General features: G+C 57.7%; 18 protein-coding genes and 2 tRNA genes. 14 read left to right on the top strand and 6 right to left on the bottom strand.

All coding sequences use genetic code 11. The annotated features are described in order from the left end of the window. Positions 1-272 precede the first annotated feature (272 nt). Positions 273-1,010 (top strand): ABC transporter ATP-binding protein, encoded by a 738-nt coding sequence (locus tag HMPREF3153_RS06565; protein ID WP_046645826.1) that lies wholly within the window; start codon positions 273-275, stop codon positions 1,008-1,010. After that, positions 1,010-3,553: an ABC transporter permease gene (locus HMPREF3153_RS06560; RefSeq protein WP_070420376.1), complete on the top strand. Its 2,544-nt coding sequence runs from the start codon at positions 1,010-1,012 to the stop codon at positions 3,551-3,553. The genes HMPREF3153_RS06565 and HMPREF3153_RS06560 overlap by 1 nt, the downstream gene beginning before the upstream one ends. On the opposite strand, the gene HMPREF3153_RS06555 is transcribed toward HMPREF3153_RS06560, so the two are convergent. From HMPREF3153_RS06555 to HMPREF3153_RS06545, 3 genes are read right to left on the bottom strand one after another with little or no spacing between them, the layout of a single operon-like run. Beyond that, the gene (locus tag HMPREF3153_RS06555) at positions 3,550-3,918 is read right to left on the bottom strand and encodes a fluoride efflux transporter FluC (protein WP_070420375.1); all 369 of its coding nucleotides are present in this window, start codon (positions 3,916-3,918) and stop codon (positions 3,550-3,552) included. The genes HMPREF3153_RS06560 and HMPREF3153_RS06555 overlap by 4 nt on opposite strands. Further along, positions 3,915-4,223: a fluoride efflux transporter family protein gene (locus HMPREF3153_RS06550; RefSeq protein WP_046645824.1), complete on the bottom strand. Its 309-nt coding sequence runs from the start codon at positions 4,221-4,223 to the stop codon at positions 3,915-3,917. Before HMPREF3153_RS06550 ends, HMPREF3153_RS06555 begins: the two co-directional genes overlap by 4 nt. Before the next feature lie 10 nt (positions 4,224-4,233). Further along, positions 4,234-5,655, bottom strand: a complete 1,422-nt coding sequence (locus tag HMPREF3153_RS06545) for an alanine/glycine:cation symporter family protein (RefSeq protein ID WP_070420374.1) — start codon at positions 5,653-5,655, stop codon at positions 4,234-4,236. Positions 5,656-5,811: 156 nt separating this feature from the next. Here HMPREF3153_RS06545 and pgm point away from each other — a divergent pair, with 156 nt between their 5' ends. The 3 genes from pgm to HMPREF3153_RS06530 all read left to right on the top strand — a co-directional run bounded on the left by pgm (position 5,812) and on the right by HMPREF3153_RS06530 (position 8,805). Further along, entirely contained in the window at positions 5,812-7,428 is a 1,617-nt protein-coding gene (gene pgm, locus HMPREF3153_RS06540; RefSeq protein WP_070420373.1) for a phosphoglucomutase (alpha-D-glucose-1,6-bisphosphate-dependent), read from the top strand. 16 nt (positions 7,429-7,444) lie between these two features. After that, complete coding sequence (locus HMPREF3153_RS06535) at positions 7,445-7,909, top strand: MauE/DoxX family redox-associated membrane protein (protein ID WP_046645821.1); 465 nt, start codon at positions 7,445-7,447, stop codon at positions 7,907-7,909. A gap of 143 nt (positions 7,910-8,052) precedes the next feature. Beyond that, the gene (locus HMPREF3153_RS06530; RefSeq protein ID WP_049145164.1) at positions 8,053-8,805 is read left to right on the top strand and encodes a DsbA family protein; all 753 of its coding nucleotides are present in this window, start codon (positions 8,053-8,055) and stop codon (positions 8,803-8,805) included. Here HMPREF3153_RS06530 and HMPREF3153_RS12735 read toward each other — a convergent pair. After that, positions 8,802-8,945, bottom strand: a complete 144-nt coding sequence (locus HMPREF3153_RS12735) for a hypothetical protein (RefSeq protein WP_160310049.1) — start codon at positions 8,943-8,945, stop codon at positions 8,802-8,804. The two genes, HMPREF3153_RS06530 and HMPREF3153_RS12735, sit on opposite strands and share 4 nt — an antisense overlap. Positions 8,946-8,962: 17 nt before the next feature. Here HMPREF3153_RS12735 and HMPREF3153_RS06525 point away from each other — a divergent pair. The 3 genes from HMPREF3153_RS06525 (at position 8,963) to HMPREF3153_RS06515 (ending at position 10,071) form a co-directional block, all read left to right on the top strand. Beyond that, a tRNA-Ala gene (locus tag HMPREF3153_RS06525) sits at positions 8,963-9,035 on the top strand. Between the two features lie 46 nt (positions 9,036-9,081). Further along, positions 9,082-9,157 (top strand) — tRNA-Ala (locus HMPREF3153_RS06520). Between the two features lie 179 nt (positions 9,158-9,336). Continuing rightward, a complete protein-coding gene (locus HMPREF3153_RS06515; protein WP_210385562.1) occupies positions 9,337-10,071 on the top strand; it encodes a fructosamine kinase family protein in 735 nt (244 codons plus the stop codon). Here HMPREF3153_RS06515 and nadE read toward each other — a convergent pair. After that, positions 10,068-10,913: an ammonia-dependent NAD(+) synthetase gene (gene nadE, locus HMPREF3153_RS06510; protein ID WP_070420371.1), complete on the bottom strand. Its 846-nt coding sequence runs from the start codon at positions 10,911-10,913 to the stop codon at positions 10,068-10,070. The genes HMPREF3153_RS06515 and nadE overlap by 4 nt on opposite strands. On the opposite strand from nadE, the gene HMPREF3153_RS06505 reads away from it, so the two are divergent. The 5 genes from HMPREF3153_RS06505 (at position 10,912) to nrdE (ending at position 16,051) form a co-directional block, all read left to right on the top strand. Next, the gene (locus tag HMPREF3153_RS06505; RefSeq protein ID WP_070420370.1) at positions 10,912-12,291 is read left to right on the top strand and encodes a sugar porter family MFS transporter; all 1,380 of its coding nucleotides are present in this window, start codon (positions 10,912-10,914) and stop codon (positions 12,289-12,291) included. The two genes, nadE and HMPREF3153_RS06505, sit on opposite strands and share 2 nt — an antisense overlap. A 125-nt stretch (positions 12,292-12,416) precedes the next feature. Then, positions 12,417-12,539 carry a type B 50S ribosomal protein L36 gene (gene ykgO / locus HMPREF3153_RS06500; protein ID WP_003847162.1) on the top strand — a complete coding sequence of 41 codons (123 nt, stop codon included), beginning with the start codon at positions 12,417-12,419 and terminating at the stop codon, positions 12,537-12,539. Positions 12,540-13,059: 520 nt separating this feature from the next. Next, positions 13,060-13,299 carry a glutaredoxin-like protein NrdH gene (gene nrdH, locus HMPREF3153_RS06495; protein ID WP_005531104.1) on the top strand — a complete coding sequence of 80 codons (240 nt, stop codon included), beginning with the start codon at positions 13,060-13,062 and terminating at the stop codon, positions 13,297-13,299. A gap of 26 nt (positions 13,300-13,325) precedes the next feature. Further along, a complete protein-coding gene (gene nrdI, locus HMPREF3153_RS06490; protein WP_070420369.1) occupies positions 13,326-13,757 on the top strand; it encodes a class Ib ribonucleoside-diphosphate reductase assembly flavoprotein NrdI in 432 nt (143 codons plus the stop codon). Between the two features lie 131 nt (positions 13,758-13,888). Further along, positions 13,889-16,051, top strand: a complete 2,163-nt coding sequence (gene nrdE, locus HMPREF3153_RS06485) for a class 1b ribonucleoside-diphosphate reductase subunit alpha (RefSeq protein WP_005531102.1) — start codon at positions 13,889-13,891, stop codon at positions 16,049-16,051. Between the two features lie 105 nt (positions 16,052-16,156). Here the strand turns inward: nrdE and HMPREF3153_RS06480 are convergent, their stop codons facing one another. Beyond that, complete coding sequence (locus HMPREF3153_RS06480; RefSeq protein ID WP_046645814.1) at positions 16,157-16,873, bottom strand: FadR/GntR family transcriptional regulator; 717 nt, start codon at positions 16,871-16,873, stop codon at positions 16,157-16,159. A 378-nt stretch (positions 16,874-17,251) separates the two neighbouring features. Between HMPREF3153_RS06480 and nrdF the strand changes: the two genes are divergently transcribed. Next, positions 17,252-18,241: a class 1b ribonucleoside-diphosphate reductase subunit beta gene (gene nrdF / locus HMPREF3153_RS06475; protein ID WP_046645813.1), complete on the top strand. Its 990-nt coding sequence runs from the start codon at positions 17,252-17,254 to the stop codon at positions 18,239-18,241. Positions 18,242-18,391: the final 150 nt, after the last annotated feature.

Genomic DNA, 18,391 nt, shown 5'->3' with positions numbered 1-18,391 from the left:
AGTTACCGCCGACATAAAACAACAAACAACAACTACATACACAAGAAGGAGCACAACCCACCACAAGGGAAATGCTCCTTCTTTTCGTCTTTCTCGAGGGCCGGCCCCTGACTACAACGTCAGGGACCAGCCCTCTCTTGATCGTTTTGCCAAAGTTGACCATAAAGGTTGTCCGGAATGTGACCCGCAGGTGCGCGGTGTTACCTATGGGGCGCTAGTGTAGGGGAGATAGTTCTGTTTCATTTCATCCCTCACCGTTAGGAGACCCCTTTATGAGTCCAACAAGCAGCGCAGCGGCCCGCGCCGTCGAGCTATTCAAGCAATACGGTCAAGGCGATACCGCAGTTACTGCACTGGACCATGTCAACGTGGAATTCGAGCGCAACAAGTTCACCGCAATCATGGGCCCGTCTGGCTCCGGCAAGTCGACGCTGATGCACACAATGGCGGGCTTGGACTCCGCAACGAGCGGCTCGGCTTTCATCGGCGATACGGACATGTCGCAGCTCAAGGATAAAGAGATCACCGCGCTGCGCCGAGACCGTCTAGGCTTTATCTTCCAGTCCTTCAATCTGGTGCCTACCCTCACCGCTGCAGAAAACATCACTCTGCCGATGAACATTGCGGGCAAGGACGTCGACCAGGCGTGGTTTGAAGAAGTGACCACGCGTCTAGGGCTCGCACAACGACTTACCCACAGGCCGGCTGAACTCTCCGGCGGTCAGCAGCAGCGCGTCGCCTGTGCGCGTGCGCTCGTGGCACGTCCAGAGATCATCTTTGGCGATGAACCCACCGGTAACCTAGACTCCAATTCCTCGGCGGAAGTGCTCGATATTCTTCGTACCGCCGTTGACCAGGATGATCAGACTGTGGTCATCGTGACTCATGACGCTAAGGCGGCGTCATACGCAGATCGCGTAATTTTCCTCGCCGACGGCAAGCTCGTTAATGAGCTGGAGAACCCAACCATGGAATCCATCCACAAGGTCATGGCGGAGATTGAGAGCTAATGGCAAAAAACAACACTATGCGCAAGGTCTCCTTGCGCAATATCATCGCGCATAAGCTGCGACTTACGCTGACGCTCCTTGCGGTGGTGCTGGGCACCGCGTTCATCGCTGGTTCCTTCATGTTCACCAACTCGCTTTCGAACACGTTTGATGCCGCGGTCTCCAACAGCTTCACCGGCGTGGACGCTGCGGTGAGCAAGAAGGACTCGGGCCCAGAGCTGGACGAGAAGCTGCGAAGTGAGCTCGCCAAGGACACCAAGGTGGGCAACGTTAACATCGAAGGCGCCCAGACGGTCGTTGTGGCGAACGATAAAGCAGAAGCCTTCCAGACCGCCGGGGGCACTGCCCACGTGCGCCCCTATTACCAGGCCGACGAGACCGTGGGCGAGCCCGGCGAGATCGTCGAGGGCGAGGCTCCGCAGGGCCCCGGCGAGGTTCTCATCAATGTCACCGCAGCAGAAAAGTTTGGTGTCACGGTGGGGCAGAAGCTCATCGTGGTCCATCCGGACAAGCGTGACGAGGTGAAGGTCGTTGGCATCGAGAAGCCAGCACTCGACGCAGGTCAGGCGTTGACACTGCAGATGGATAACAAGGCCTTCGCGCAGCGCTATGGAAATCCCCGGCAGCTGAAGGTCTCTGCGGCGGAAGGTGTAACTCCCGAGCAACTCGTGACCCACCTGAACAAGACATACGACGTCGAGGCAGAGTCCGGCGCGAAGCTAGCCGAGGAGATCTCTGACGCCATTTCTTCCGCGCTGAAGTTCGTCAATTACTTCCTTATCGCCTTCGGCCTCATCGCCCTGCTGGTCGGTACGTTCATCATCGCTAATACCTTCTCTATGATCGTCGCGCAGCGCACCAAGGAATTCGCTCTCTTGCGCGCCCTTGGCGCCTCCCGCCGCCAGATCACCCGCTCCGTGGTGGTCGAGTCCTTTATCGTCGGCCTCATCGGTTCCGCGGTAGGCGTTGTCGCAGGCATGGGCTTGGTGGCCATCATCAAGGCAATGCTGAAGTCCCAGGGCATGCCGATGGATGGCAACCTTGGCTTGAACCTGAGCGCCATTATCGTCCCCATTTTGTTGGGCGCCGCGGTCACGGTGGTATCGGCGTGGGCGCCGGCTCGCCGCGCCGGTACGGTGGACCCCGTTGAGGCAATGCGCACCACCGAATCGGCCGCTGGTTCCTCGCTGAAGGTCCGCACCATCATCGGCGGTTTGCTCATGGTGCTGGGCGCCATCTTCGTTGTGGTGGGTGTGCTTATCGACGCCGGTACCGGCATCCGCGCCAGCCTCGTCGGCCTCGGAGCCCTCAACTTGATTCTGGGATTTGCCCTCGCAGGCCCGGCGTTGTCGCTGCCCATCGTTCCTACTTTGGGAAGAATCATCGGTGCACCTTTCGGGGCCGTCGGCAAGCTTGCGTCTACTAACTCCAAGCGCAACCCACGGCGTACCGCTGCTACCGCCTTTGCTTTGACCTTGGGCGTGGCGCTGGTGACGGCGATCGGCATGCTTGGCGCCACGATGAAGTCTTCCGTTGCGGATACTCTGGAAAAGGACATCAGTGCCGATTACCTGCTCTCCGGCCCATCCCAGGGCAATTTCCCGACTCCGGCCGAAACTGGCGAGCGCGCTGCAGACACCGAGGGGGTGGGTCAGGTGGTTACGGTGGGTACCGCTCCGGTACAGATCGATGGCCAGGCCTCGATGCAATATGGCTCGCGATATTCCATGACTGAGACGGTCAGCGGCAATCCGAGCGATGTCTTCAAACTTACGATGACGCAGGGAGATGCGGGCATCGCCGAGGGCGGATTCGTGGCTGATAAGACCACTGCGGAGAAGCAGGGCTGGAAAGTCGGTGAGTCCTATAAATTGACTGGCCCGATTCCTGGCAAGTCCGCCAAGGTGGAGCTCAAGGGTATCTACGAGGACTTCCAGATGCTGCCCAAACTTGCGGTATCCCAGAAGAGCGCTGAGGAGCTCGTGCCTGCCGACGCCATCACGGTCGCCATGGTGGGTGTTAACGGCGAGGAAGGCGTGGATCTCGAGCAGCTGCGCGGCAACCTCGAGGAAGCAGTTAAGGACCTAGTCGTGGTCCAGGTTGCATCTGGTGAAGAATACGCCGGCGAAGCTGCTGGCATGATCAACCAAATGCTGTCCATCCTTTACGCGTTGCTCGCCCTCGCGGTGATCATCGCGGTGCTGGGCATCGTCAACACCCTTACGCTGGGCGTTATCGAGCGCCGCCAGGAGATTGGCATGCTGCGTGCGGTGGGCACCCAGCGTCGCCAGATCCGCACCATGATCACGCTTGAGTCTGTGCAGATCGCCGTCTTCGGTGCGGTCATGGGCATGTTGATGGGCCTCGGACTCGGTTGGTCCTTCATCAAGGTCTTGGCAGATGAAGGCCTTAATAACGCCGTTGTACCGTGGGGCATGCTGGCAATTCTGCTCGTGGGTTCCGCGGTGGTTGGCGTGCTCGCCGCACTGTGGCCAGCGCAGGGCGCATCGAAGACGCCGCCACTCGATGCCATTGCGGACTAGAAGTTGTTGTAGATAAGCGGGGCCCACATGGCCCCGCGCCAAGCCAGGACCACGCCGAGGGCGAGGGTCCAGAAGAGGTACTGGGTGAATTTCCAGTACCTCTTCTTTTTGATCATTTCGCCTAGCTCCTTGGCCAAGGTCGACCAGGTGGAAAGGCCACCTGCGAGACCTACGATGGCGAGGGGATAGATGGTGTTGGCTAAGGGGGCGTCGACAAGCATGGCGAAGCCATAAGCCAAGCCGATTGCCAGCGCTCCGCACATGTTGGAAGCGAAGGTACAGACCGGCGCGGGGAGCACCTTGGTGAAGCCGTAGCGCCCTATGCCGCCTAAGAAAGCGCCAAACAGGATATAGAAAAGGGTCATCGTGGGGCCACCTTGTCACCGATGAGGTAAGCGCCCACGCATCCAAGCACCGTGGCCACCACGTAGCCCGCAGCGATGGCGGGGGAGGCGCCCGAGGTGAGGTAGGCGAACGTGGCGAAGCTGGTAAAACCTCCCAGCACACCCGTGCCCCAGAAAGGCTTGGGCTTGAAATAGCCCATTAGTGCGCTGCCGAAGATGTTAATAATAAGCAGCGGCAACATCCCGCCGCCTAAGAGTGCGGACAAAAAATAGCGGGCCACGGCGCCAAGTGCGGCGCCGGACCCGACTACTAGTGCTTGAGGCATGCCCTACATGTTACTTCCAGTCCATCTGCTGGGAGCGCACGAACTCCTCAACGTCCTCGATTGGCTTGTTGAGCTTGGGATCGAACTCCAGGTAGGCCTTGGTCTCGCGGGCGATGAGACCGGAGAGGATAAGCAGGCCGATGAGGTTCGGGATGGCCATGAGGCCGTTGGCCAGGTCGGAGAAGGACCATACGACGTCAAGCTCGGTCACCGCGCCGATGAAGACGACGACGGTGAAGAACATGCGGTATGGGATGGTGGCCACTCGGCCGAAGAGGGAGGACAGTGCGCGCTCACCGTAGTAAGACCAGCCGACGATGGTGGAGAAGGCGAAGAAGATGATGGACAGGGAGACAATAGTGCCGCCCCAATGGCCGGGCAGGCCGGCCTCGAAAGCCTTGGCGGTCATGATGCCGGCTTCGTCGCGTCCCATGTCCCACACGCCGGTCACCACGATGACAAGGCCGGTGATGGTCACGACGATGAGCGTATCGATGAATGTCTGAGTCATGGAGACGAGTGCCTGACGGGCTGGGTGCGGGGTCTTGGCGGCAGCTGCTGCGATTGCGGCGGAACCCATACCAGACTCGTTGGAGAAGATACCGCGGGCGACACCGTATTGGATGACCATGATGATGGAGGAACCGACGAAGCCGCCGGCCGCGGAGGTGCCGGTGAAGGCATCAGTGAAGATGAGGCCCAGTGCTTCTGGAATCTGGCCGGCGTTGCCGATAAGGACTACGAGGCCGCCGACCACGTAGATGATGATCATCAGCGGCACGAAGGCGGAGGTGATGCGGCCAATGGCCTGGATGCCGCCCAGAAGAACTGCGCCGACGAGTACGAACATGAGCGCGCCGGAGGCTACTGGGGTGACTCCGAAGGCGGATTCCATGTTGGTGGCCACGGAGTTGGCCTGCGTCAGGTTGCCGATACCGAAGGATGCAAATACTGCGAAGATGGCGAAGGCGGTAGCGAGAGTTGTGCCGAGTGGGCCCTTGATGCCGCGTTTCAGGTAGTACTGCGGTCCGCCGGCCTGCTCACCCTTGGAGTCGGTGGTGCGGAAGCGGACACCGAGGTACGCCTCGGCGTACTTGGAGGCCATGCCCATGAGGCCCGTGACCCAGATCCAGACGAGGGAACCTGGGCCGCCGATGGACAGCGCGGTGGCGACGCCGACGATGTTGCCCACACCGACGGTAGCGGCGAGTGCAGTGGTAAGTGCCTGGTAGTTGGAGATATCGCCTTCGGCGGACTTGTCGTCGGGGTGGTCGACGAAGGCGTGGCGCAGGGCGCGACCGAGCGTGCGGAACTGAATGCCGCCGAGGCGGATGGTCAGCCATAGTCCAGTACCGAGCAGGAGCGGAATAAGGACGAAGGGTCCCCAGACCACGCCGCCCACCGTATCGAGAGTATTTTGCACTGAATCCATGCTGAGAAACTACTACATAATAGAAATTCAGTTAAGGGAGTTAGTAATTTGAGTTCGCATTTTCCCCCTTGTGGGGGTTGAAAGTGCTGCGAAATCATGTGGGACAGGGCAAGCTTGGCAGGAGAATCAATCGCAGACGTCTAAGGAGACTCCCCCATGGCCCACGAGCGCGCCGGTCAGTTGGCTCAGCCGAGTGACCTCATTGATATTGCTGAGCTGGTCACCGCGTACTACACCCGTACTCCGGATGTGGAGAATCCGGATCAGCAGGTAGCTTTCGGCACCTCGGGCCACCGCGGTTCCGCCTTGGATACGGCCTTCAATGAGAACCACATTCTGGCGATTACCCAGGCGATCGTGGACTACCGCGCGGAGCAGGGGACTACCGGTGCTATCTTTATCGGTCGCGATACCCACGCGCTTTCGGAGCCAGCAATGGTCTCGGCCTTGGAGGTTCTCTTGGCTAATGGCCTCGAGGTCCGCGTCGATGACCGCGGCCGCTACACCCCGACCCCGGCTGTCTCCCACGCGATTCTCACCAACCTGGGTACCGACGGCATCGTGATTACGCCGTCCCACAACCCACCGCGCGATGGTGGCTTCAAGTACAACCCGCCAACTGGTGGACCGGCCGATACCTCTGCCACGGACTGGATTGCGGAGCGCGCCAACAACTACCTGCGTGCTGACCTTGAGGGCGTCAAGCGCGTGCCTGTCGACGGCGTGCTCGACGAGCGCTGCGTCAAGCACAACTACGTGGATAACTACGTGGCTGATCTGCGCAACGTGGTGGACATGGATGCCATCAAGAAGTCTGGCCTGCGCATCGGCGCGGACCCGATGGGCGGCGCTTCTGTCGATTATTGGGCAGCAATCGCCGCGCACTACGAACTCAACATGACCGTGGTTAATCCGGAGGTAGACGGAACTTTCCGCTTCATGACCCTGGATACAGACGGCAAGATTCGCATGGACTGCTCTTCGCCGAACGCCATGGCTTCTCTCATCGGCAACCGTGACAAGTACGATCTCGCCACCGGCAACGATGCCGACGCTGACCGCCACGGCATCGTCACCCCGGATGCTGGTCTCATGAACCCGAATCACTACCTCGCTGTGGCTATCGAGTACCTGTTTAGCCACCGCCCCAACTGGGGCAATGCCGGCGTGGGTAAGACCTTGGTTTCCTCTTCCATGATCGATCGCGTGGTGGCCAAGCTGGGCCGCGAGCTCGTCGAGGTGCCGGTAGGTTTCAAGTGGTTTGTGCCGGGTCTCGTGGAGGGAACCATCGGCTTCGGTGGCGAGGAATCTGCGGGTGCTTCCTTCCTGCGCTTTGACGGAACCGTGTGGTCGACTGACAAGGACGGCATCATCTTGGACCTGCTTGCGGCCGAAATCACAGCGGTGACTGGAAAGACCCCTTCGCAACGCTACGCGGAGCTGGCCGAAGAGTTTGGTGTGCCTGCCTATGCGCGTACCGACGCCCCCGCCAACCGTGAGCAGAAGGCGGTTCTGAAGAAGCTGTCGCCGGAGCAGGTTACCGCCACTGAGCTGGCCGGAGAGGAAATCACTGCCAAGCTGACGGAGGCGCCAGGCAACTGTGCGGCCATCGGTGGTCTCAAGGTGACAACGCAAAATGCATGGTTTGCCGCGCGCCCATCTGGTACGGAAGACAAGTACAAGATCTATGCCGAATCCTTCCTCGGTGAGGAACATCTCAGGAAAGTCCAAGAGGAAGCACAGGCTCTCGTTTCTCAAGTCCTAGAAGTTTAGGGTTAAACTAAATCGCGTGACCAAGAAAATTGACAAGAAGCTGATTCTGGACGTCGTCAGTGCGTTTGCTCGCTTCTATATGGCTTATATCTGGATTAAGGCCGGCGTGGCCAAGCTTGGCGAACCGCTGTCCGTAATGCAATCCATCAAGGCCTATGAAATCTTTACCCTGGAATGGTCGGGGTACCTGGCCAACATCATCGGACCGCTTGAGATTATCGGCGGAGTGCTTTTGCTTCTCGGCCTGTTCCTGAAGCCTTCCGCCAAGGTGGGAACCATCGTTTTGGCGCTGTTCATGATTGGAATTGGTCAGGCTTGGTTGCGTGGTCTTGGGATTGACTGCGGCTGCTTTGAAGCAAATCCGGAACAGGATGCGCAGGTTATGAACTATATGATGACCTTGTTGCGCGATACCTTCTACATCTTCCTCATGGCGTGGACGATGGTGCGTCCGTTCAAGAAGTTTGCACTCCACCCATAGTCCCACTGATTTCCAAGACAATTCATTGCCAATGTCACGTTTTTTCTGATGGAAATGCCCAGTGTGTTGGGTATATTCTCTGTTGAGATCGTGAAACAAAACCCGCGCGAGCGGGCAACCCATAAAGGCTAGGTTTATTCACTATGGCTTCTAAAGCTACAAAAGTTTCGGACCCTAACGCGAAGGGAAGCAGTGGCTTCCTCTGGGCAGTTGGTGTCCTCCTCGTCATCGTCGCCGTGGTCATAGGCTTCATTGTGTGGAAGGGCCAGGGTGCAAAGACCGAGGCCCTCGGCGATATGCCGACTGAAGAAACTTCCATGAACATGGAGTATGACGACAACGCGGTTGTCCTCAAGGCTGCTGACGCTAAGAAGGACGCCGTTGAGGTTGAGCTCTACGAGGACTACTCGTGCCCTCACTGCGGTGATCTTGCTATTGCGAGCGACGGCGACATGAAGACTGCCATCGAAGAGGGCAAGCTCATTGTGCATGTCCGTACCCTGAACTTCCTCGACGGTAGGGATATCGAAGGTAACACCGGTCACTCCACTAAGGCTGCCGCCGCGATGGAGCAGATTGCCAAGGCCGGTGACGTTAAGACCTACTGGAACCTCCGCAAGTACCTGATGGAAAACCAGCAGGAAGTTGCTAACCAGTGGTCCTTTGAAGACTTTGCTGATGCTGCTAAGCAGCTCGGTGCTGATGACTCCTTGGTTGACTCCATCAAGAATGTTGATATCAAGAATGGCAACAAGCTGGCCAAGTTCAACTATGACAAGCTAGAGAAGGACACCGGCTCGGTTTCCTCCCCGCGCATCATCAAGGATGGCAAGGACTTCCCAGAAGAAGGCTCCGGCAAGTCAATCATGGAGTGGGTCTCCCTGATCACTGCCTAATGTGCAGGACAATCGGCATCTAGCTGGATGCTGTTCTGCTTTTCAAATTTGCGCGCTTGAACACCAGAAATATTGTTCAAGCGCGCGATTTGGTTGGGTGAAACATTAAACGATATATTTAAACGAGTTGCAACCGTCACGGTTGTACCTCCTAAGAGGGGCTATGGCGCAGCTGGTAGCGCACCACACTGGCAGTGTGGGGGTCACGGGTTCGAATCCCGTTAGCTCCACCGCATCGCAACTACGCGAAGCAACCACAATTTAAATACCTACTCTGGGGCTATGGCGCAGCTGGTAGCGCACCACACTGGCAGTGTGGGGGTCACGGGTTCGAATCCCGTTAGCTCCACCACCTAGAGGGCAGACCGTGATGTCTGCCCTCTCTTTTTGTTTTCCCATGGCAGAGGTGCTGTTTCGGCGCGCTGCTTTGGCATTGGATCTGCGTATCTGCCAACGAAGGTGTCAGTTTTTCGTTGGTGGGGCGCTTCGTTGTCAGTTATGCAGGTGTTGGATCTGGGTAGTCTGGGCGCCATGGACGTTTACACCAAGAAAGTGCGCACCGCCGACCAAGCTGGCGCCGAGGCCGCTGGTCTGCGGTGGCTGGCCGAGGCCCGCCCCGACGTGGTGGTAGAGGTGACGGGGGTTAGTGCGACGTCGATAAGCACGCGGCGTGTTGTGCAAGCGACGCCAACCGCGGATGCTGCCCGTGCGTTCGGCAGGGCGCTGCGCGAGGTGCATGACGCAGGCGCCCCGGCATTTGGTGCGCCGTCATCGGGATGGGAAGGCAAGAACTACATCGGACGAATCGAGCAGGACTGCACGCCCACCAGCGAGTGGGGTGAGTTCTACGTGGAGCAGCGCGTTTTACCCTTTGTGGAGGGCACGGATCTGCCAGGCGACGTCGCAGACGTAGTGCGCCGGGCTGCCGACGCCGTCCGTCGCACGCAGTGGGACGTGTCCCCAGCCCGCATCCATGGCGACTTGTGGGCGGGAAACGTGCTTTTCACGGCAGATAGTGCAGTGATGATCGATCCGGCAGCGCATGGCGGTCACCCGTATACCGACCTAGCCATGCTGGAGCTTTTTGGAACGCCCTTCTACGACGACATCCTCCGCGGCTACGGTGCCGGGGACGATGTGGCGACGTGGATTCCGACGCATCAGCTGCATCCGCTGGCGGTGCACGCGCTCACCCACGGACCGGTGTATTACCGGCCATTGGGTGCGGCAGCGCAGGCTACTTTGGAAGCGCTGGGGGAGAGCTAACGCGCCAGCGTGTGCGGGCCCGGCGGCATGATGCGCTTGTGTGCGCCGCGGTACCAGAGGTCCTCGATGCGCTGGCGTGCGGCTTCGGGAACATCTTTGCCCTCGAGGTAGTCGTCGATGTGGGTGTAGGAGACGCCGAGTGCTTCTTCGTCGGCTAACTGCGGGCGGTCTTCTTCGAGGTCAGCCGTGGGGATCTTTTTCCAGGTGGACTCAGGAGCACCCAAGTGCTGGAGCAGCAGTGCGCCCTGGCGTTTGTTGAGTCCCTCGAGTGGGAGCAGGTCGGCGGCGCCGTCGCCCCACTTGGTGAAGAACGCCGTGATGTTTTCTGCAGCATGGTCGCTGCCGAGAACGAGTGCGCCGACCTCGCCGGCGATGGCGTACTGCGCGGTCATGCGCACGCGAGCCTTGACGTTGCCGCGGTTAAAGTCGCCGAGGTTGAACTCGCCGTCGTCAGAGTTGCCGAGTGCACTGGCGACGGCGTCGTCAATCTCCTTGGTCGCAGGGGCAATGTTGACCGTAAGGCGGTGATCCGGCTGGATGAAGTCCAACGCAATTTGAGCGTCGTCCTCGTCGGCCTGCACACCGTGCGGCAGGCGCACAGCCCAGAACTGGGTTCCCTCCACGCGCGCCACGGCAAGCTGTGCCAAGCGGCCAGCCAAAGTGGAGTCTTGGCCGCCAGAAATCCCCAGCACGAAGCCCGTCGCGCCAGTTTTGCGGAGGTAGTCTGCGAGAAATTCGACGCGTGACTCCACCTCTTGTTCTGGATCGATCAAGGGCTTTGTACCCAGGTGTTTTATGATGCTGTGCTGCAGTTGCGCTCCGGTCTGTGACATGACGCCCATGGTAGCGGCCTGTAAGGATAAACGAGTGAAAAATCATTCTTTCGTCAAAGCCGTTGCCATCGTTGCCGCGCTCGGTGGGCTGCTCTTTGGCTACGACACCGGCGTCATGTCCGGTGCCCTTTTGTTTATTGGCCCCGAGTTCGACATGAATTCCCACGAAGAAGGCTGGGTTACCTCCATGCTGCTCGTGGGCGCGGCTTTCGGCGCGCTCGTGGCCGGCCGCGTGGCAGATGCGTTGGGCCGCCGCAAGACGCTGATTCTCGGCGGCTGCGTCTTTGTCCTTGGCTCCATCTGGTGTGCCCTGGCCGACACCGTATTTATGCTGGCCCTGGCGCGCGCGTTTCTAGGCGTGGCGGTCGGTGCGGTATCTATTGTCTCGCCGATGTACATTTCGGAAATCTCACCGGCGCGTGTACGCGGGCGTTTGGTCTCGCTTAATACCTTGATGATCGTGGTGGGCCAGCTGCTGGCTTACCTGGTCAATTCCGCACTGGCTGGAACCGGCTCCTGGCGCTGGATGCTAGGTCTTGCCGCAGTCCCTGGTCTGCTGCTGGCAGTGGGCATGCTCTTCCTGCCCGATACGCCGGTGTGGCTGCTGAAGAAACGCAGAGTCGATGAAGCCTGGAAGCTGGCTGCGCGCGTGGGTATCCGCGGCACGGAACTCGGCACGGGTGGGTCCGCGGATAGCGTAGCCGCTGGGGGAGCGGTTAAGCGTAGCGAGTGGCAGCGCCTGAAAGGGGAGCGTTGGCTCCAGGTCACCGTCCTGCTCGCAATGCTCATGGGGCTCACGCAGCAAATCACGGGTGTAAACGCGATTGTCTACTTTGCCCCGACCATGATGAATCAGGTGGGTATTTCCACCTCGAACGCGGTCTACACCTCGATCCTCATCGGCACCGTTTCCGTCATTGCCTGCTGGTTCGGGCTCAAGGCTGTGGACCGCATCGGGCGCAAGCGCCTGCTCATGATCGGCCTCATCGGCAATGTGGTTTCCTTGTTGGTGCTCTCTATCGCCTATCGCTTCGCCGAAGGCTCTACCACGATGGCTTTGGTTTCGCTGGCGTTCATGGCGCTATTCATTGCTTTCCAACAAGCTGCGGTCTCGCCAACGACCTGGCTGCTCATCTCGGAACTCGTACCCGTCGAGGTGCGCGGCATTGGCATGGGCATCGCGGGCCTGTCCCTGTGGGTGACTAACTGGGCGGTGGCGCAGTTCTTCCTGCCAATGGTGGACTGGTTGACTGGCCCGGTTGCTTTCATGGTCTTCGGTTTTCTTGGCATCTTGGCTATTGCCTACACCAAGCTACTCATCCCGGAAACGATGGGGCGCAGCCTCGAGGATGTGGGCGATGAGATGCAAGAGCGATACGCTAATTAATCAGTGTTTTGGTTATGGCGCGCGCGTGGGGTAATATTTTCCCTCGTGTCATGGCCGAGCATCATCTCGGTCACGCTTTAATTATTCAACCGCATGATGTTTGCGCATAACGAAAGGAGCGCCCGATGAAGGTTCGCAAGTCGCTTCGGTCGCTGAAGAAGAAGCCGGGCGCCCAGGTTATTCGCCGCCACGGTAAGGTCTTCGTGATCAACAAGAAGGATCCGCGCTTCAAGGCTCGCCAGGGCTAAGAGTAAAAGGATTTACCTTCCAGACGCCTCCCCGGGACTTCGGTCTCGATGGGAGGCGTCTTTTTGCTTTGGGCTACGTTTGGGCGGCGTTTGGGCGGCTTTTGAGCGGCTTTTGAGCGGCTTTTGAGCACTGTGCTTGGCGACGCCTTCCTGGGGCGCCGGCGGCAAGCGGTGCAGGTGGTGCGTGAGTGGCTGGAGTGAATTATGGGTTAAAATTTAGGGGCTAATTGTGTTCTTGGTCATAGTTTTAGGTTACGGCCAGGTAAACCTGCAGGAAATCTCATCGGTGTAGTTACAGGGCTGATCGACCCTCGGGTCAACATGTGGGGTGTGGCCGGGTTGCATCCTGGGAATATCAGGCATGTAACTACTATATGTAGTGCCGTTTGCGGCTTTTGGGCACAAAGTATAGTGTCGTTGATGTTGCTCCGGAGGGCTTAGGGGAGCGCGATAAGCGCACCTGCTCGGCCAGAATCCCAGCACACTGCATACCTGAAAATCGCGTCAAAGGACTTCCCAAATGAGCATCACCCTCTACACCAAGCCAGCCTGCGTCCAGTGCAACGCAACCAAGAAGGCTCTCGACCGTGCAGGTCTCGAGTACACCTCCGTGGACGTTACCCTCGACGAGGAGGCTCGTGACTACGTGATGGCTCTCGGATACGTCCAGGCTCCAGTGGTTGAGGCTAACGGTGAGCACTGGTCCGGTTTCCGTCCAGAGCGCATCAAGGCCCTGGCTACCGTCGCTGCTTCTGCCTAAGCACCAGCTGCGCTAGGAGTTAAGCAATGCTGGTCGTGTATTTTTCCTCAGCGACGGAAAATACCCGCCGCTTTGTAGACAAACTGGGTCTGCCAAGCGCTCGCATTCCTTTGTATAAGAATGACGAGCCGCTTATCGTGAACGAGCCCTACGTCCTCGTTTGCCCCACGTACGGTGGAGGCGCTTCCATTAGCCACGAGAATTCGCGCCCGGTACCTAAGCAAGTAATTCGATTCCTAAATAATGAGAACAACCGCGGTTTGATTCGAGCCGTCATTTCTGGCGGCAACAGTAACTTTGGCGCAGACTTCGGTAAGGCGGGGGATGTCATCTCCGCAAAGTGCAAGGTCCCTTACGTCTATCGCTTCGAGCTGATGGGCTCAGATGAAGACGTAAAGATCTGCAGGGAAGGCCTCATCTCCCAGGCGGCAGCCCTCGGGCTGGACGCCGCGGCCTAAACCTTGAACAATAGGTAACTGTGAATCGAGCCAAGATGGCTCGGGCCAGTTACCTTACATATTTTCTCCACTATTTTCTCCAGCAGCGCTGCGGCGCTGTTTCACACCTCAAGAGAAAGGCTCCATCAGCCGTGACCACGCAATTGGGCAAGACCGTAGCCGAACCAGTAAAGCCAGAAGAACAGCTGGATTACCACGCGCTGAATGCATTGCTCAATCTCTATGACGAGAATGGAAAGATTCAGTTCGATAAGGATCGCGAGGCTGCGAACCAGTTCTTCCTGCAACACGTCAACCAGAACACGGTCTACTTCCACGACTTGGAAGAGAAGATGCGTTACCTGGTGGAAAACAAGTACTACGAGCCGGAGCTGCTCGAGCAGTATGACTTTGACTTCATCAAGTCCCTGTTTAAGCGCGCCTACTCCTACAAGTTCCGTTTCAAGTCCTTCCTTGGCGCGTACAAGTACTACACCTCCTACACTCTGAAGACCTTCGACGGCCGCCGTTACCTCGAGCGCTTCGAGGATCGTGTCTCCATGACTGCTTTGTTCTTGGCAGACGGTGACACCACCGTGGCTGAGCACTTGGTTGATGAAATCATGACTGGCCGCTTCCAGCCGGCCACCCCAACCTTCCTCAACGCCGGCAAGGCACAGCGCGGCGAGCTGGTTTCCTGCTTCCTGCTGCGCATCGAGGACAACATGGAGTCCATCGGCCGTTCCATCAACTCCGCTCTGCAGCTGTCCAAGCGCGGTGGCGGCGTCGCCCTGCTGCTGTCGAATATCCGCGAGTCCGGTGCGCCGATTAAGCACATCGAGAACCAGTCCTCCGGCGTCATCCCGGTCATGAAGCTTCTGGAGGATTCCTTCTCCTACGCTAACCAGCTGGGTGCTCGCCAGGGGGCAGGTGCGGTCTACTTGAACGCCCACCACCCAGACATCATGAACTTCCTCGATACCAAGCGCGAGAACGCTGACGAGAAGATTCGCATCAAGACCTTGTCTCTCGGCGTCGTTATCCCAGATATCACCTTCGAGCTGGCCAAGAAGAACGACGATATGTACCTGTTCTCGCCATATGACGTCGAGCGCGTTTACGGCAAGGCCTTCGCTGACATCTCCATCACGGAGCATTACGAAGAGATGGTCGAGGATCCACGCATTCGCAAGAAGAAGATCAACGCCCGTCACTTCTTCCAGACCGTTGCTGAGCTGCAGTTCGAGTCCGGCTACCCGTACATCATGTTCGAGGACACCGTGAACAAGGCCAACCCGGTCAAGACCGGCTGGATTAACATGTCCAACCTGTGCTCGGAGATCCTCCAGGTTAACTCTCCGTCCGTGTTCGCCGATGACCTGAGCTACGAAACCATGGGTTCCGATATCTCCTGCAACCTAGGCTCGCTCAACATCGCGATGACCATGGACTCGCCGGACTTTGGCTTGACCGTTGAGACTGCTATCCGTGGCTTGACCGCCGTGGCAGATAAGACCGCCATCAACTCCGTGCCTTCCGTGCGTAAGGGTAACGATGACTCCCACGCCATCGGCCTTGGCCAGATGAATCTGCATGGATACTTGGGCCGCGAGCACATCGAGTACGGCTCTGAGGAAGGCTTGGACTTCACCAACGCCTACTTCGCGGCAATCATGTACGCAGCGCTGCGTGCTTCCAACAAGATCGCTCGCGAACGCGGGGAGTACTTCTCCGAGTTCCCACAGTCTGAGTACGCATCTGGCGAGTTCTTCGACCGCTACGATCCAGAAGAGTTCAAGCCACGTACCGCACGTGTGCAGGAGCTTTTCGACGCCTCCTCCATCCACACCCCAACCGCTGAGGACTGGGCGGCGCTGAAGGCGGACGTCGCCAAGCATGGCCTCTACAACCGTAACCTGCAGGCAGTGCCGCCAACGGGCTCGATTTCCTACATCAACAACTCGACCTCCTCGATCCACCCGATCGCTTCGAAGATTGAGATTCGTAAGGAAGGCAAGATCGGCCGCGTCTACTACCCGGCGCCGCACATGGATAACGACAATCTCGAATACTTCAAGGACTCCTACGAGATTGGCTACGAGAAGATCATCGACACCTACGCTGAAGCCACCAAGTACGTGGACCAAGGCCTGTCCCTGACCTTGTTCTTCAAGGACACCGCCACCACGCGTGACATCAACAAGGCGCAGATCTACGCATGGCGAAAGGGGATTAAGACCCTGTATTACATCCGCCTGCGCCAGATGGCACTGGAAGGTACCGAGATCGAGGGCTGCGTCTCCTGCATGCTCTAGAAATCGGCAGCGTCTAATCAGCAAACGAATCACGCCCCCAACCACCGTGAGTGGCTGGGGGCGTGATTTGGTCTTGTTGAGACTTTTGCGGCGAAACTATGGACTTTACGCGTTCTCGTCGACGCTAGCGCGTGCTTCGTCGAGGATGGAACGAGCAATTCGCTCGGCGTCGTCAGGGCGGGAATTCTGGATCGCGTGCGCCAAGTCCTGGTGCAGATCGGAGGTGCCGGCGATTGGGTTTCGCTTTTCAGAGCCGAAGACGGACTTGCCCTTGAGCATCGACAGAAGGGAAGGCGTCAAAGCGGCGAACATCTCGTTTCCTGAAGCATGTAGAACCATGCTGTGGAAACGCAGGTCCGTCGCAAGCTCTTCGCCAACTCGACGGGAAGGGTTGATCTCAAGTTCGTGGAGGCGATCTGCCAGTTCCACGATCTCTTGCTTCTCGGCCTCTGAGGCGCGGGTAGCTGCCATACGAGCGGCGATAGGCTCGATGGCAAGGCGCAGTTGATTGAGTGAATCTAGCTGCTCTTGGCGGCCTTTTTCGCAGGCTAGACGCCAATTAATGATGGATTGATCGAAGACGGCCCATTCACTTAACGGCAACACAGTGATTCCAACTCGGCGAGATGAAGACACCATGCGCAGTTGCTCGAGTGCACGCATAGCCTCTCGGGCGACGGTACGGGAAATGTCGAAACGCGCGCAGATATCTTGCAGGGTAAACCGTTGTCCGGTTTCGATAGTTCCGCTAACAATTTCGGCCCCTATTTGATCGAGCACGGCGGTGAGCAGAGGAACTGGAGACTCGCTGGAATTAGCCACGGTAGGGGGCCTCCTTGTGCAGAATTTGAAAATTAAAAGCGCTTACCGGCAATTGAATGCGAAATCCATATCAAGAAGGAAACGGCCTTGAATTGGCACCCCTTCCATGAAACGTAAACACATCTTAAGGGATGCCAATGTTAACTACCCGTAAGAGCTGTAAAACTATTGAATTGCGTTCAATTTACCGCTTATTCTGGGGGTGAGGAAGCCTTCTTCTGTGGAATGGGTCGAAATGGCTGCCGAGGCGCGGTGCAGATCTGCTCAATTGCTGCTTTATGGAGCGTTGATACGGCTACCAGTGGCAATGCGTTTAGACCGTCGATTGAGTACGATTGAGCAAGTTAGAGTCCATTTAAATAAAGAGGTGGAAGCCCCTTGTCTCACGAGTATGACGAGTACATCGCAAGCCATGCGGAGCCAGTGAAAGCCATCAACTGGAACACTGTTCCGGATGACAAAGATTCTGAGGTGTGGGACCGCCTCACCGGTAATTTCTGGTTGCCTGAAAAGGTCCCAGTGTCCAATGATCTGCAGAGCTGGAAGACGCTTACCGAGCATGAGCAGCAGACCACCATGCGCGTTTTTGCTGGGCTGACCCTCCTGGACACCATCCAGGGAACCGTCGGTGCGGTTTCCTTGCTGCCTGATGCCAAGACCCCGCATGAAGAGGCGGTCTATACAAACATCGCCTTCATGGAGTCTGTGCATGCGAAGTCTTACTCCAACATCTTCATGACATTGGCCTCCACGCCAATGATCAATGATGCTTTCCGTTGGTCTGAAGAGAATGAGAATCTTCAGCGCAAGGCAAAGATCGTAATGTCTTACTACAAGGGTGCAGACCCGCTGAAGAAGAAGGTGGCCTCCACGCTGCTGGAGTCCTTCCTTTTCTACTCCGGGTTCTACCTGCCGATGTATTTCTCCTCCCGTGCGAAGCTGACCAATACCGCGGACATCATCCGCCTTATCATCCGTGACGAGGCAGTGCACGGTTACTACATTGGCTACAAGTTCCAGAATGGCTACAACGAGCTGCCGGCTGAGAAGCAGGAAGAAATTAAGGAATACACCTTCGATCTTCTCTACGAGCTCTACGACAACGAGATTGATTACACCGAGGATCTCTACGACGAGCTAGGCTGGACCGAGGATGTAAAGCGTTTCCTGCGATACAACGCCAATAAGGCGCTGAACAACCTCGGCTTTGAGGGGCTGTTCCCGGCTGACGAGACTCGCGTTTCCCCGGCCATCCTGTCTTCCCTCTCGCCGAATGCGGATGAGAACCACGACTTCTTCTCTGGTTCCGGTTCCTCCTATGTCATTGGCAAGGCTGAGGACACTACTGACGATGACTGGGACTTCTAAGAACTAGAAACCTCAAGGGGGAGTGGACGGCTTTATGAGCCGTCCACTCCTTTGGTTTTCGGGTGAATAAAATGCTGAATAAAAGGTGGAATAGTTCACTGCAGTATTCTCTTTTATGGCTCTTCCGGTTTTAGGGTGCATTGATTAGTT

This window comes from Corynebacterium sp. HMSC06C06 (assembly GCF_001807295.1).
GTDB classification, from domain to species: Bacteria; Actinomycetota; Actinomycetes; order Mycobacteriales; family Mycobacteriaceae; genus Corynebacterium; species Corynebacterium striatum.
The sequence above is the reverse complement of the archived record's forward strand: the minus strand, read 5'-3'. Positions and strand labels throughout refer to the sequence as shown.

Excerpts from the sequence above, each read along its gene's own strand:
- HMPREF3153_RS06530 (WP_049145164.1), top strand. The coding sequence starts at position 8,053 with ATGGCTTCTAAAGCTACAAAAGTTTCGGACCCTAACGCGAAGGGAAGC.
- HMPREF3153_RS06550 (WP_046645824.1), bottom strand. The coding sequence starts at position 4,223 with ATGCCTCAAGCACTAGTAGTCGGGTCCGGCGCCGCACTTGGCGCCGTG.
- HMPREF3153_RS06565 (WP_046645826.1), top strand. The coding sequence starts at position 273 with ATGAGTCCAACAAGCAGCGCAGCGGCCCGCGCCGTCGAGCTATTCAAG.
- HMPREF3153_RS06515 (WP_210385562.1), top strand. The coding sequence starts at position 9,337 with ATGGACGTTTACACCAAGAAAGTGCGCACCGCCGACCAAGCTGGCGCC.
- HMPREF3153_RS06505 (WP_070420370.1), top strand. The coding sequence starts at position 10,912 with ATGGTAGCGGCCTGTAAGGATAAACGAGTGAAAAATCATTCTTTCGTC.
- HMPREF3153_RS06555 (WP_070420375.1), bottom strand. The coding sequence starts at position 3,918 with ATGACCCTTTTCTATATCCTGTTTGGCGCTTTCTTAGGCGGCATAGGG.
- nrdI (WP_070420369.1), top strand. The coding sequence starts at position 13,326 with ATGCTGGTCGTGTATTTTTCCTCAGCGACGGAAAATACCCGCCGCTTT.
- pgm (WP_070420373.1), top strand. The coding sequence starts at position 5,812 with ATGGCCCACGAGCGCGCCGGTCAGTTGGCTCAGCCGAGTGACCTCATT.
- ykgO (WP_003847162.1), top strand. The coding sequence starts at position 12,417 with ATGAAGGTTCGCAAGTCGCTTCGGTCGCTGAAGAAGAAGCCGGGCGCC.
- nadE (WP_070420371.1), bottom strand. The coding sequence starts at position 10,913 with ATGGGCGTCATGTCACAGACCGGAGCGCAACTGCAGCACAGCATCATA.
- nrdH (WP_005531104.1), top strand. The coding sequence starts at position 13,060 with ATGAGCATCACCCTCTACACCAAGCCAGCCTGCGTCCAGTGCAACGCA.
- HMPREF3153_RS06545 (WP_070420374.1), bottom strand. The coding sequence starts at position 5,655 with ATGGATTCAGTGCAAAATACTCTCGATACGGTGGGCGGCGTGGTCTGG.
- HMPREF3153_RS06560 (WP_070420376.1), top strand. The coding sequence starts at position 1,010 with ATGGCAAAAAACAACACTATGCGCAAGGTCTCCTTGCGCAATATCATC.